This is a genomic window from Granulibacter bethesdensis CGDNIH1 (assembly GCF_000014285.2).
In the GTDB taxonomy this organism is placed as follows: Bacteria; Pseudomonadota; Alphaproteobacteria; order Acetobacterales; family Acetobacteraceae; genus Granulibacter; species Granulibacter bethesdensis.
Map to the genome: position 1 here is coordinate 1,501,771 of NC_008343.2, position 12,741 is coordinate 1,514,511.

The following is a 12,741-nucleotide window of genomic DNA, read 5'->3' on the forward strand; positions in this document are numbered from 1 at the left end:
CAGCAAGGTTCGTAACAATCCCGGTGCTGGCGAAGGAAACGCCGTATACTCCGGAGATAAAGCCAGCATTGTTAATCATACTAGCGCCAGCCAGGCTGACGCCCATCGTAGTGCCTGTAATAGCGCCGCTGTTTGTAATCGACCATCCGGTGATCAGGCTGCTTTGAAGTCCGATGCCAGCAGTATTTGCAACCGTTGTATCAGCCAGGACAAGAATAGGATTGGAGAAGATGGTTGTAAGAGTAATACCCGAGGTGGTGGACGTCAGAGTGGTCATTCTCAAAGCTGTCCAGTGCTAATCAGAAACTCGATTTTTAAAATTTGGAACATACGTAACTAACATATAGCAAAAGCACAAAAATCTGCGCAAAAAAATAATTGCAGTTCTGTAACTTTATGTAACAAACATGATGTAAACAGCACAAGAATATATCAAGCCATTATCAACCCAAGGGATAATCATAAGCAGCTCTCTATCAGCCGGCTGGCTGAACAGATGTCTGATCGCCCAATGCAGCATGGAGCAGGTAAACCTCTAATCAGGGCTACAGTACCGCTGTTGGTTATTCCCACAGGATCAAATACGCAAACAGTGGCAGCATGAATTTAGGTACAGTTGCGTATCAATTTCCGACATCAGGCTGCTACTGCCATTTTTGAGATAACGCCTGGACCTTTGAACATCCGGCATTTTTCCTAAGGAGAAAAACCGCCGCCAGCGATAAATGTTTCAATCGCGGTCACAAACTGGTCCGGCTGATCCGCATGCACCCAGTGTCCGGCCGCAGGAAGAGTGACCAATTGTGCCTGCGGACATAAATCCGTTATCAGCCTGTGATCTTCAGCCTTTATATAAGGTGATAAAGCGCCCGCCATAAAAAGGGCAGGCCCATTGAAAGAAGCTCCGGGAGGGCTGTCCCAGCCTTCTATGTCCGGCAATCCCCGGGCAATATTCGACAGACCAATCCGCCAGCCCAAATGCCGCCCGGATTTATCCTCAACCGCTTCCAACCCCTGCGTCAGGAAAGCGCGGACGCGAGGATCGGCTTCAACATCGGATAACGCATCGGCTGCCTGGCTGCGTGAAGTTATAGATGACAGATCCAGTCTCAGCATGGCCTGAGCAACGGGGCGAAAACGCGGTAAATATTGCCTCGGCGCAATATCTACGATGATCAGTCCCGCAACCGTCTCCGGATGGTCCAAAGCCAGTCTCATTGCGACCTTACCGCCCATGGAATGCCCAAGCAGGATGCAGGGAGAAGCTTTCATGCTGGTCAGGGTCTCGAATACATCCTGTGCCAGCGTGGCATACTCCATGCCGGCCTGATGCGGGCTGCAGCCATGATTGCGCAGATCCAGCGCCAGCACGCGACGACCATGCGCAAGGTGCCGTTGAACCAGTCCGAAATTACGCGCCTGCCCTAACAGCCCATGCAGCAGAACCAGCGGTGGTCCGGATGGATTATCAGGCGCACGTTCAATGGCGTTCAGGATCATGCCGTCGCCTCATCCATCCGTCGTAAGGATGATTTTACCAGTATGTGCACCGCTCTCCATCAAGCGATGCGCTTCCTCTGCCTTATGAAGCGGAAAAACCGCATGAACATGCGGCCCGATCCGACCTGCCGACAATAGCGGCCAGACATGCTCCTTCAATGCCTGGGCGATGGCAGCTTTTTCCTCCTTGCTGCGTGGGCGCAGGGTCGAGCCGGTCAGGGTCAGACGTCTGGTCATGACGCGGGCCAGATCAGCCTCCCCTTTCGCTCCCCCCTGCAACGCGATCGTCACCAGCCGTCCACCGGCAGCCAGAGAGCGGATATTGGCCGCCAGATACGATCCGCCGATCATATCCAGAATGACATCCACCCCCTTTTTACCAGTCAATTCCGCCACCGCATCGGCAAAATTCTTTGTCTTGTAATCAATGCTCTCCACGGCTCCCCATGCCCGGCAGGCTGCGCATTTCTCTGCCCCGCCGGCCGTCGCATACACAGTCGCCCCCATCGTGGATGCAAGCTGGATCGCGCTACTGCCGATCCCACCCGAGCCGCCATGGACCAGCAATTTCTCTCCTTTCTGCAACCGCCCGAGCATGAATACATTGGCCCAGACAGTGAAAAATGTCTCCGGCAACGCGGCCGCGCGAATGTCGTCGAAGCCTTCCGGGTAGGGCAGGCACTGCGTAGCAGGAACGGCACAGTATTCTGCATATCCACCGCCATTTGTCAGGGCGGTGACTTTTTCACCTTGTTGCAGGGTCGTAACACCTGCTCCAAGCGTGGCCACCTCTCCCGCCACCTCCAATCCCAGATGCGGGCTGGCACCCGGCGGCGGCGGATACAGTCCGCTGCGCTGCATCAGGTCAGGGCGGTTGATACCCGCTGCCCGTACACGAATCATGACCTCCCCCTCTGCCGGCACCGGCAAGGGGGCGTTTTCATACCTTAATGTTTCCGGTCCGCCCGCGCCATCGACCCGAATCATCGCCATTCTGTCGGGTAGTGTCATCGATTCCATGTTCCCGGCGTTATATGGTTCATCGCATGCCTTCCCCTATTCATCTTCCCTATCAGAAACGCGTCTCTATTGCCCTGTCGAAGCCCATGGTATCGCTTGTCCGGCTTCATTGCCTAACCGATCAGGAGATCATGCATGATATCGTCCCGTACCGGATTGTTGGCCCTTCTGCTGCTGGCCATGGCCGCATGCGGCGTTACGCCCGAGAATATCAGCGGCCACGCAAGCGGACAGATTACCCCGCCTGCCGATCTGATGCACGCACCGACCGACAGGTCATCCCGTTAAGCGTACCCTGAAGGGATGGATACTCCATCATCTCATTCCCATCGTCACCGCCAGCTGAGTGAAAAGCTGCTCCATGCACCTTATGTGCTGCGAGCACTGGTGCGGGCCGATGAAATCTGGCTGACCGTTCTGGCCGCCTTCGTCGGTTGTGTGACGGGGGGATGCGTCAGCTTTATCTATTGGCTGACGCAATGGATGCATGAGGTGATCTACGCCCTGCCCGCAGGGGGGAAATTATCCGCAGCGCCCTTTCTGGAACCCTCCCGCGCTGTGCTTGGCCCAATCATTGGGGGAGTCGTTGTCGGTCTGGCCTTGCTGATGGCACGGTATGTTTCCCGACAGGCTACAGTAGATCCGATTGAAGCCAATGCACTGCATGGCGGCCGCATGTCGATGACCACCAGCCTGCACGTCACGCTCCAGACGATTTTATCCAACGGATTTGGTGCGTCTGTCGGGCTGGAAGCGGGCTATACACAGATTGGCTCCGCCATTGCTTCCCGCCTTGGGCGTTCCTTCCGGCTCCGTAGAAACGATCTGCGCATTCTCGTCGGATGTGGCGCGGCCGGTGCTATCGGTGCGGCCTTCAATGCTCCGCTGACCGGTGCATTTTATGCGTTCGAGCTTGTGATCGGTGTTTACTCCCTCGCCACGCTGGCCCCCGTCGTGACGGCATCGATCATGGCGGTGCTGACAGATCGCCTTCTAACAGGTGGAGCACCTGGATATCATCTGCAAATTCCGCTTTCTATTCCCCCCGCAGACTACCCTCCTCTTCTGGCGCTCAGCCTGCTGGCGGCCCTGGTAGGCATTGCCCTGATGCGCGGGGTGACGTTGATGGAAGCGTTATTTACCCGCAGCCATATCCCATACTGGGGACGGCCCACCTTGGGTGGAATAGCGCTGGGATTGATGGCCCTGATAACACCGCAAGTTCTGTCATCAGGCCATTCAGCCCTGCATATGGGAATTGATGCACCTTACACGCTGTCCAAAATCCTCATGCTGCTGGTTCTGAAAGCCATTGCCAGCGCCATTTCCATCGGCTCCGGCTTTCGCGGTGGTTTATTCTTTGCCTCCCTGTTTCTGGGGGGAATGCTCGGCAAGGCTTTTGGCGGTCTGCTACTCGCGGTTTCCATACCATCCACACTCCCATCCACTGTCTTTGCGTTGGTCGGTATGGGTGCACTGGCCGTCGCGGTGGTGGGTGGACCACTGACAATGAGTTTCCTGGTGCTGGAAACCACAGGTTCCTTGCCGATAACGGTAGCAGTGCTGGCAGGCACAGTTATTTCCTCCCTGACAGTGCGGCGGCTTTTTGGATATTCCTTCACGACGTGGCGCTTTCATCTGCGCGGAGAGGCAATCCGCAGCGCAGTGGATATAGGCTGGATGCGCAATCTGACCGTTGGCCGGATGATGCGCAAAGACATACGCACTGTCTGCGCCACCATCACACTCGAAAGATTCAGACGTGACTACCCTCTCGGGTCATCACACAGCATGATCGTGGTTGATGAGCGGAACCGCTATCTTGGCATGATTTTGCTGGCTGAAGCCCATGCCAGTGAAACAGACGCCGCCTGCATCGGTGATCTGCTGCATTTCAAACACACTGTTCTAACACCGGATATGACGGTGAAAAAGGCGATCGAAACCTTTGAACAGGCCGAAGCGGATAGTCTGGCGGTGGTGGAGCAACAGGCGACACCCGACTGTAACCATAACAGCCCCGGCACCGGAACAGTGCTGGGGCTGCTGACAGAGGCCTACGCCTTGCGGCGGTATAGTGAAGAGCTCGATCAAAGACGGCGGGAACTGTCTGGCGGCATCACGATGTAAGATACTTCCGCCCTTCCCAAAGCAGGCAAATAAGAAAGTGTGAAATCAGGGATTCTGACGGCGCGCCAGAAGATCACGGATTTCAATCAGCAATGCTTCCGTGGGTGTCGGCACAACTTCTGCAGCAGGTTCTGCTGTCTGCTTCGCCTTGAAGCTGGACAGAGCTTTGACCAGCCAAAAAATCGCGAAACTGACGATCAGGAAATTGATGCAGTAATTCAGGAAGACGCCGACATTCAACGTCACGGCGCCCAGCCTCTGCGCCTCCGCCAGAGTGGCCGCATGCTCCCCCTTCAGCGTGATGAAGATGTTGCTGAAGTCGATACCGCCCACCAGCAACCCGATCAGAGGCATCAGCATGTCTTTCACAAGACTGTTGACGATCCCTGTGAAAGCGGCACCGATAATGATACCGACCGCAAGATCGACAACATTCCCGCGCATAATGAAAGCCTGGAACTCCTCAACCCATGCCGGTTTTTTGGCCAGACCGGAGGGAAGATTGAGTGGTGATGCCATGCTTGGAACCCCTTCGTTTCTGTATTTGCGTCACCAGGAAAGGTGGAGTGATCAAAGCCGGTCAGGCAAGCGTTCATGACACACGAAAAGCAATCCTCACGAAAACGCTATCGCTTTGCGTTCCAATGCTCTGCCCGTCTTACACCGATCCGGCAACATAGGCGCGTAAACTGTCGACTTCATGTTCCTGCTGATTGATGCGAGCCGCGACAACGTCGCCGATACTGACAATGCCGATAAGGCGACCTTCTTCCACAACCGGAAGGTGACGGAACCGGCCTGTCGTCATTGTTTCCATGGCCGCCTCAACGGTCATCTCCGCGGAAGCGGTACGAATACCACGCGTCATCATCTGCTCTGCGGTCAGTTCCAGCGCTTTGACACCGTAATTGGCCATCGCTCTCACCAGATCGCGTTCGCTGACGATGCCGCGTATCTCTCCCTCCGCGCCCAAAACGGGGACGGCACCGATGCGCTTGTCACTCAGCAGGACGGCGATGGCGGCAAATTCTGCCTTTGCCCCGACCGTTTCTACGGCATGTCCCTTATTTTTCAGAATAGTTCCAATAAGCATGATAACGTTCTCCCTTGCATGAATGTTGTCTTCATTGCCATTTTCGAACGATCAGATCGGAGGGGATACCTCTTTCCTAATCTTGTTAAAAAACAATGGCAGATTATGAAACAATAATGCAAATATAAACGACAGGAAGAACGTTTAATACGCCATTCCCCCTCAGGATGCAGTGGCGATAAAGCTCTCCCGGCTGGAAATATGCCTCCACCACTCCCCGATAGGACCGCTGCTGAGAAACTCATCCCGGTGCGGTGATTTCTCGATATAGGCGAGAATCGGGGCCAGAAATAAGTCGGCCAGACTGACGGATTCACCTGCCAAATACGAGTTGCTGCCCTTGATCCCGGCCAGAACGGAGAGAACCATGTGGCTCTTCTCGATAGCCTGACGATGCGCCTCATCATTTTTTCCGCCGATCAATTCGGGGAAGAAATAATAACCCGACACGCCCACCAGTGGGTTATAGCCATATGAATCGATAATATTGATCACCATGTCCATACGGGCACGGTCTTTCAGATCCTCCGGGATCAGGGATGGACCGGGCAGAATGGCGTTCAGATAGCGTGTGATGGCTGCGGTCTCGATCACCCGGAACCCATCGATATCAACAACTGGCACCTTGCCGAACGGGTGCCGTTCCAGATGCTCCGGCTGCCTCGGTTCCCATTTCAGGACGTTGACCGGCACCTGTTCATAATCGGAGACATTTTTCTCGACGAAAAGCATTTTGACCGTTCGGACATACGTCGAACCGTCAAAACCCCACAGCACTATTTTAGCCACCATATGCTTCGTTCCTCGCCTGCCAGAACCCGTATCCGAGATATCAGTCTTTACAAAGTGTCAGACGTATAAAAGATCATGCGGCAGAAAGCTTTTTTATCCACACCCATTCTATCAGCATATCTGCGCATAAAAGCATGTTGATGGCGTCAGAAATTCCTGACGGGCAGCCACTGTCAGGATTTCCATGCTCCCTGCCTCTGCCGTCCGTTTCAGCAGGCCATAAACGGAAGAAGCGGCTTTCTCCAGAGCCTGCCGGGCATCCCCAGTGTCCAGACGATGGAACAGGAACAGGGCCGCGATCGCATCTCCTGCCCCATTGATGCTGACTGGCAGCAATGGGGTGCGCAACAGGTAAAACCGGCCATTTTCATAGACCAGCATATCCAGCGATCCTGAGGGTGTTTCCGCCACATGCAGGCTGGTGACCAATATGATGCGCGGCCCCTGCCGGATCATGCTCTCAGCCAGCACCTTCACTGCCGCACGTGCATCAGCCAGCGTGCGGCAGTGGTGGCCGGTCAGCCATTCCAGCTCGAACTGGTTGGGAGTAAGAATATTGGCCGTCGGAACAGCCCTGTCCCGAAACAGCTCCGGCAGACCGGGGCGGACGAAAATACCCCGCCCCGTATCGCCGATCACAGGATCACAGCAGTAAAGAGCCTCCGGATTGGCCGCACGGACAGATGCAACCGCATCCAGAATGGCACCTCCAATCGCATCGGACCCCATATAGCCGGACAGAACAGCATCACAACGCGGCAACACACCACGATCAGCAATACCCTTCATCAGGGCGGCAATATCGTCGCCGCCAAAGACCTGTCCCGTCCAGTCGCCATATCCGGTATGGTTGGAGAACTGGACCGTGTTTACCGCCCATACCTCCGCCCCCAGCAATTGCAACGGAAAAACCGCACTCGCATTCCCGACATGGCCGTAACAAACCCAGGACTGGATCGACAGGATATTCATGCCATCGGTTGTAAACATAACCTTGGATGAATGTCAGCCTGTGCCGCTTCCGGCGTAATGCCGGGGTACAGCTCCGTCAATCATGGCGCATTCTGCCCTATCCCTGCCCTGTTTTGGCCACATCCACCTGATTCGATCGCCCCGCGACAGAATCAGACCTAAGGATTAGGATGATGGATCTTCTGATGACTCGGCGCTCCCGCGCTGCCTGGGGGTTTCTGGGGATGTTGAGCGCCTCTCCGGCCCTTGTACCACAGGATTCCAGAGCAGACAGTGCTGCCCCGCCTCAGCTGGCCGGGCAGCGGGTAGCTCCACAGCCTCAATCTGCAGCAGGACATGCCTCTACCCGCGCAGAACGGCAACTGCAAAGTCTCTATAAGTCTCTTGCCATCACCCCAGCCCAGCAGCAACCGTGGGATAACTTTGCCCGCGTCCTGAAGGACAATGCCGCAGCAATCGATCAAGCCTATGCCGATGCCGCCAAACCAGAGGTCGGCGCGAATGCGCTGAGCCGCTTTCAGGCTTACAGACAGGTTCAAACAGTGCAGACAGATAATCTGCGGCGACTGGAACCAGTCTTTACGGCGCTGTATCAGGCGCTGTCTCCTGCCCAGCAGAAAACGGCTGACCGGCTGTTTGAACAGAGGACCAAAGCCGCCATGCGCTATGTCTCCACCCATCACTGATTTTGCCTGGAAGCTGCATTCCGTCTGTAGCATGGCTTGAAGCCCGGTCACGTGCGTAACGGTGATTGCATTCAGGTGAATGGGTTTGCTATACGCGCGCCTTCAATGCGCCCGGTCGGCATCGGGCTGCCTCGCAAGGAGATAACCCGATGAAGAGCGGTATCCACCCGGAATACCATGAGATCAACGTGATCATGACCGATGGCACGGAGTTCAAGACCCGTTCCTGCTATGGCCAGCCCGGCGAAACGCTGCGTCTGGATATTGATCCGAAATCCCACCCGGCCTGGACCGGCGTTCAGCGTATGCTCGATACCGGGGGACAGGTTGCGAAGTTCAACAAGAAATTTGCCGGTCTCGGCACGCGCCGCAAATAAGGGCCGCAAGCTTTCGAATGAAGCAGAAAGAGGGGCGCATAGCGCCTCTTTTTTTGTTGCGACGGAGTTATGTTGTAACATAACATGTCATGTTATAACATAACAAAATATGTGCCTTTTGCGCAGCCGTCGAAGGATTACGCTTCCCATGTCCCGCCTCGCCTTCTCGCCTCGTCTCACCATCCCGCTCAGTTCCCTTCTTCGGGGAGGCTCTGCCACCTTGCTCGGCAGCACGGTACTGGCAGGGGGATTATGCGGATTTGTCCACTTTGCCGAAGCGGCTGATCTGTCCTCGGCCGATGTCTCCCTGCCGCCGCTTTCCGTGGTGTCCAATGCGCTGGATCAGGCACGGAGTCAGATTCAACCCTCTCTGGGCGCAACAACCTACCATTTCAGCCGGACCGCACTGGAAACCATCCCGCAGGGAGATAATGCCCCGTTGCAGCAGGTGCTGCTGCAAGCCCCGGGCGTAGCGCAGGACAGTTTCGGCCAGATTCATATCCGCGGCGATCACGGGAATGTCCAGTATCGCCTCAACGGGGTGCAGTTGCCGGAAGGGCTGTCCGTGTTCGGGCAGGTGCTGGAAACACGCTTTGCGCACAGCCTGTCCCTGATCATGGGCGCTCTGCCGGCGCAATATGGCTTCCGGGAGGCCGGGGTCGTGGACATCGTGACCAAAAACGGCACCACCGATCCCGGCGGGCAGATCAGCGTTTATGGCGGTGCCCGCGATTATTTCCAGCCCAGCTTCGCTTATGGCGGTCGTAAAGGGGCCGTCGATTACTTCCTGACTGGTGACTACCTGCTGAACCGGGTGGGGATTGAAAACCCGACCAGTTCCTTCAATGCCATTCATGACCAGTCCAATCAGTGGCACGGCATGGCGCAGATTTCAGGTATCATCAACGATACCACCCGGATCAGCACGATCGTTGGATCATCCACGCAGCATTTCCAGATCCCGAACCGGCCCGGCCTGTTGCCCTCCAACGGATACAGCGTCAACGGAATTGATACCAAGGATAGCGCAACGCTCAATCAGCGTCAGCGCGAAATTACCAATTTCGCCATTCTGTCGCTGCAAAAACACTATGATACGGTAGACGTGCAAAGCTCCGTCTTCAGCCGTTACAGCAGCCTGTATTATGCGCCTGACCAGATTGGTGAATTGCTGTTCAACGGTTTTTCACAGTCGGCGGCGCGCGGTGTCACCTCCACTGGTGCGCAGACCGATGCAAGCTGGAAAGTTTCGGACCATCATACAGTGCGCGGCGGCTTTCTGGCGACGATCGAGCGCGCAACCTTCCAGACCAACAGCCAGGTTTTTGCTACGGATGACAGCGGGCAGGTTGCATCCGGTGCCTCTCCCTACTCCATCTATCAGGGTGGCGGCAGAACTGGGGGCCTGTATGGTATCTATCTACAGGACGAGTGGAAAATTCTGCCACGCGTGACCATCAATTATGGCGCCCGTTTCGATGTGGTCGATGAATATACGCACGAAAATCAACTCAGTCCCCGCGTCAACATTGTCTGGATGCCGACGGACCGGACCTCGGTACATGCCGGCTACGCCCGCTATTTTACCCCACCGACTTTCGAGTTGCTCAGCACGGCCTCCATTGCCGCATTCCAGAACACCACAGCGGCGGCCCCTGGCGGCCTGCTCAACAATACGGTCAAGGCCGAGCGTGCCAATTACTTCGATATCGGCATCGACCAACAATTCCTGCCCGGTTGGCGCGGTGGTGTTGACGGTTATTACAAGCAGGCCACCAACCTGCTGGATGAGGGCCAGTTCGGAGCACCGATCATCCTGACCTCGTTCAACTATGCGCGTGGCTATGTCGGCGGTGTCCAGTTCGATACCACCTTCGACCGTGGGCCATGGTCGGTCTACGCCAATGTTGCCTGGTCAAAGGCCATGGGCAAGGACATCGTCTCGGCCCAGTTCAATTTCGATCCGGAGGAGCTGGAACAAATTAAAAACAGCTATATCCATCTGGATCACGATCAGCGTATCACAGCCTCGGCCGGAGCGGCCTATACGTTCTTCCATGACACACATCATCCGCTGCGCATGTCCGGCACGATGCTGTTCGGCAGCGGTTTGCGTTCCGATGGCACAGTACCGAACGGAAGCGCCCTGCCTGCTTACGGAACATTCAATTTTTCAGCCGTCCAGACGCTCGATCTTGGTTTCGGCAAGAGCACCCAGATAAGGCTTGATGTCATCAACCTGTTCGACAGCACCTACATGCTGCGTGACGGCACCGGGGTCGGGGTTGGCGCACCACAATACGGGCTGCGCCGAACGATCCTGGCAGGGCTGACACAAAGATTCTGATTTACAGACCGGTTTTTTCCTCTTGAAACCGGTTCTGGTCTCGCTATCTCATAACGCATCGGGATGCCCTTCCGGGGTCTCGATGCCACTCGGGAACCGGCCTTATGGCGGTTCAGGTCTGTAACCTTGCTTAAGCAGGAGGTTGTTATGAATAGTTTTGATTTTGCTCCGCTGTTCCGCAGTGCGATCGGGTTCGACAGGCTGGCGCATCTTGCCAATACTGTCTCCGGAAATGCTGATGTTTCGTCCTATCCGCCCTACAATATCGAAAAGTTGAGCGAGGACAGCTATCGCCTCACCATGGCGGTTGCAGGCTTTGAACCGACGGATCTCGATGTCATCGTGAAGGATAACGCCCTGGTTGTATCAGGCCGTCTTTCCAACGAGCAGAAGGAAAGTGAAGTTCTTTACCGCGGCATCGCCGGCCGCGCATTCGAGCGCCGGTTTGTACTGGCCGATCACATGGTGGTCGATTCTGCCGATCTAAAGAATGGATTGCTGCATATCGGCCTCAAAAGGATCGTGCCGGAAAGTGCAAAGCCCAGAAAAATCGAGATCGGAACTTCTAAGGAGCAGCAGGTCCTGACCCAGAGTGTTGCACAGGATAATGCAACACAAAATCAGAATGGGCAGGCAGCCTGAAGAACCGTTTTGACAAGATAAAAGCACCTTGGTGCCACGGACAGAAAGGGGCTGGTATAACCAGCCCCTTTTTATCGCGCCAGGGTAGATATCAGTCCCGTGTGCTGACTTCCCATCCAGCATGGAGCACCCCTGAACGGGTCAGCAGTTCTTCCATCATCTGATCCATTTCCTGCGGATTGACTGCAGTACTGACCAATTGCGCGACCAGTTCCCCGGTATCATTCGGCCCTTTCCGCTCGTCAATCGATGCGGCACTGTATTTATGATCCTCAAGAAATTCAGCCAGCAGGTCGCGCGTTTGTGGAATCTCCGCAGAGGGACAGATCACCCTCACTTCATAATGCGCTTCCGATGCCATTTCATTGAATGGAGTACGGTTGATGGCATTGGCCAGAGGACGCAGCAGCGTATTACCGATCATGACGAATAACGTCAGCAGGGCAGCCTCAGCCACCATATCCGCTCCCGCACAACTACCAACCGCCGCCGAACACCAGAGGGTCGCAGCCGTGTTAAGGCCGCGAACATTCATCCCCTCCTTCATGATCACACCCGCACCCAGAAAGCCGATACCGGAAACGACATAGGCGATGACACGCACAGCGCCTTCGGAACCTTCAATACGCATGGCCAGATCGACGAAGGTAGCAGCACCGATGGAGACCAGCACATTGGTGCGCAGACCGGCGGTCCGCTGCCGGTATTGCCGCTCTGCCCCGATCAATGTCGCAAGCAGAAAGGCGGCTGTCAGGCTGATCGCCGTATCGGCATAGGATTGGGGATCAAAGGTCTCGATGAAACGCACGCTCAACCCTTTCCGTCTGATAACCGGGAGATGCATGTCTGAGCATCCCCCGTTCCAAGGCCGAATTCCTGTGGAATCGGCGCAAGGCGAACCGCGGCTCTGCATGGTGGATGTCAGCCGGTCAAGCACATTTCTGTGACAGAAGCCTTTCCGGTGGGACGCCCGGCCCGCTATGAGCCGTTTGGTCCAAGCCCTTTGAAAATCGCCTCGACACCGCCACGATGGGCTTCTCGACGGGCAATAGCCTGTTCAACCCGCAGAATCTCGGCTTTCAAGTGGACGATATAGTCCCGTAATTCATTGATCCCGAGCGGATCGAGTATCAACGGCCATGAACCGGTGGGAGGGCGGGGAAGATCATCATCCTGCATCTG

The 12,741-nt window shown here is 55.7% G+C and carries 14 protein-coding genes; 6 read left to right on the top strand and 8 right to left on the bottom strand.

Translation table 11 applies throughout. The features are described 5' to 3' along the window. Window positions 1–696: 696 nt before the first annotated feature. The gene (locus tag GBCGDNIH1_RS19280; RefSeq protein WP_011632054.1) at window positions 697–1,500 is read right to left on the bottom strand and encodes an alpha/beta fold hydrolase; all 804 of its coding nucleotides are present in this window, start codon (window positions 1,498–1,500) and stop codon (window positions 697–699) included. 9 nt (window positions 1,501–1,509) lie between these two features. Beyond that, window positions 1,510–2,520, bottom strand: coding sequence for an NAD(P)H-quinone oxidoreductase (locus GBCGDNIH1_RS19285; protein ID WP_011632055.1), 1,011 nt, complete (start codon window positions 2,518–2,520; stop codon window positions 1,510–1,512). 135 nt (window positions 2,521–2,655) lie between these two features. Here GBCGDNIH1_RS19285 and GBCGDNIH1_RS24780 point away from each other — a divergent pair, with 135 nt between their 5' ends. Both GBCGDNIH1_RS24780 and GBCGDNIH1_RS19290 read left to right on the top strand, forming a co-directional pair. Next, complete coding sequence (locus tag GBCGDNIH1_RS24780; RefSeq protein ID WP_011632056.1) at window positions 2,656–2,808, top strand: hypothetical protein; 153 nt, start codon at window positions 2,656–2,658, stop codon at window positions 2,806–2,808. A gap of 15 nt (window positions 2,809–2,823) precedes the next feature. Continuing rightward, window positions 2,824–4,650 carry a chloride channel protein gene (locus tag GBCGDNIH1_RS19290; protein ID WP_011632057.1) on the top strand — a complete coding sequence of 609 codons (1,827 nt, stop codon included), beginning with the start codon at window positions 2,824–2,826 and terminating at the stop codon, window positions 4,648–4,650. A gap of 45 nt (window positions 4,651–4,695) precedes the next feature. Here the strand turns inward: GBCGDNIH1_RS19290 and mscL are convergent, their stop codons facing one another. The 4 genes from mscL to pdxY form a co-directional block, all read right to left on the bottom strand. Further along, window positions 4,696–5,169: a large conductance mechanosensitive channel protein MscL gene (gene mscL / locus GBCGDNIH1_RS19295; protein ID WP_011632058.1), complete on the bottom strand. Its 474-nt coding sequence runs from the start codon at window positions 5,167–5,169 to the stop codon at window positions 4,696–4,698. 139 nt (window positions 5,170–5,308) lie between these two features. Next, window positions 5,309–5,743 (bottom strand): CBS domain-containing protein, encoded by a 435-nt coding sequence (locus tag GBCGDNIH1_RS19300; protein ID WP_011632059.1) that lies wholly within the window; start codon window positions 5,741–5,743, stop codon window positions 5,309–5,311. 162 nt (window positions 5,744–5,905) lie between these two features. Beyond that, a complete protein-coding gene (locus GBCGDNIH1_RS19305; protein WP_011632060.1) occupies window positions 5,906–6,535 on the bottom strand; it encodes a glutathione S-transferase family protein in 630 nt (209 codons plus the stop codon). A gap of 111 nt (window positions 6,536–6,646) precedes the next feature. Beyond that, window positions 6,647–7,507 (bottom strand): pyridoxal kinase PdxY, encoded by an 861-nt coding sequence (gene pdxY, locus GBCGDNIH1_RS19310; RefSeq protein WP_025318908.1) that lies wholly within the window; start codon window positions 7,505–7,507, stop codon window positions 6,647–6,649. Window positions 7,508–7,692: 185 nt separating this feature from the next. Between pdxY and GBCGDNIH1_RS19315 the strand changes: the two genes are divergently transcribed. The 4 genes from GBCGDNIH1_RS19315 (at window position 7,693) to GBCGDNIH1_RS19330 (ending at window position 11,559) form a co-directional block, all read left to right on the top strand. Continuing rightward, entirely contained in the window at window positions 7,693–8,193 is a 501-nt protein-coding gene (locus tag GBCGDNIH1_RS19315; protein ID WP_157692002.1) for a Spy/CpxP family protein refolding chaperone, read from the top strand. A gap of 149 nt (window positions 8,194–8,342) precedes the next feature. Then, window positions 8,343–8,570, top strand: coding sequence for a 50S ribosomal protein L31 (gene rpmE / locus GBCGDNIH1_RS19320; RefSeq protein WP_011632063.1), 228 nt, complete (start codon window positions 8,343–8,345; stop codon window positions 8,568–8,570). 148 nt (window positions 8,571–8,718) lie between these two features. Further along, window positions 8,719–10,917, top strand: a complete 2,199-nt coding sequence (locus tag GBCGDNIH1_RS19325) for a TonB-dependent receptor (RefSeq protein ID WP_080504499.1) — start codon at window positions 8,719–8,721, stop codon at window positions 10,915–10,917. Window positions 10,918–11,064: 147 nt separating this feature from the next. Then, window positions 11,065–11,559 (top strand): Hsp20 family protein, encoded by a 495-nt coding sequence (locus tag GBCGDNIH1_RS19330; RefSeq protein WP_025318905.1) that lies wholly within the window; start codon window positions 11,065–11,067, stop codon window positions 11,557–11,559. Window positions 11,560–11,650: 91 nt separating this feature from the next. On the opposite strand, the gene GBCGDNIH1_RS19335 is transcribed toward GBCGDNIH1_RS19330, so the two are convergent. Continuing rightward, entirely contained in the window at window positions 11,651–12,367 is a 717-nt protein-coding gene (locus GBCGDNIH1_RS19335) for an MgtC/SapB family protein (protein WP_025286756.1), read from the bottom strand. A 170-nt stretch (window positions 12,368–12,537) separates the two neighbouring features. Continuing rightward, complete coding sequence (locus GBCGDNIH1_RS19340) at window positions 12,538–12,738, bottom strand: DUF1192 domain-containing protein (RefSeq protein ID WP_025318904.1); 201 nt, start codon at window positions 12,736–12,738, stop codon at window positions 12,538–12,540. Between the last annotated feature and the right edge of the window lie 3 nt (window positions 12,739–12,741).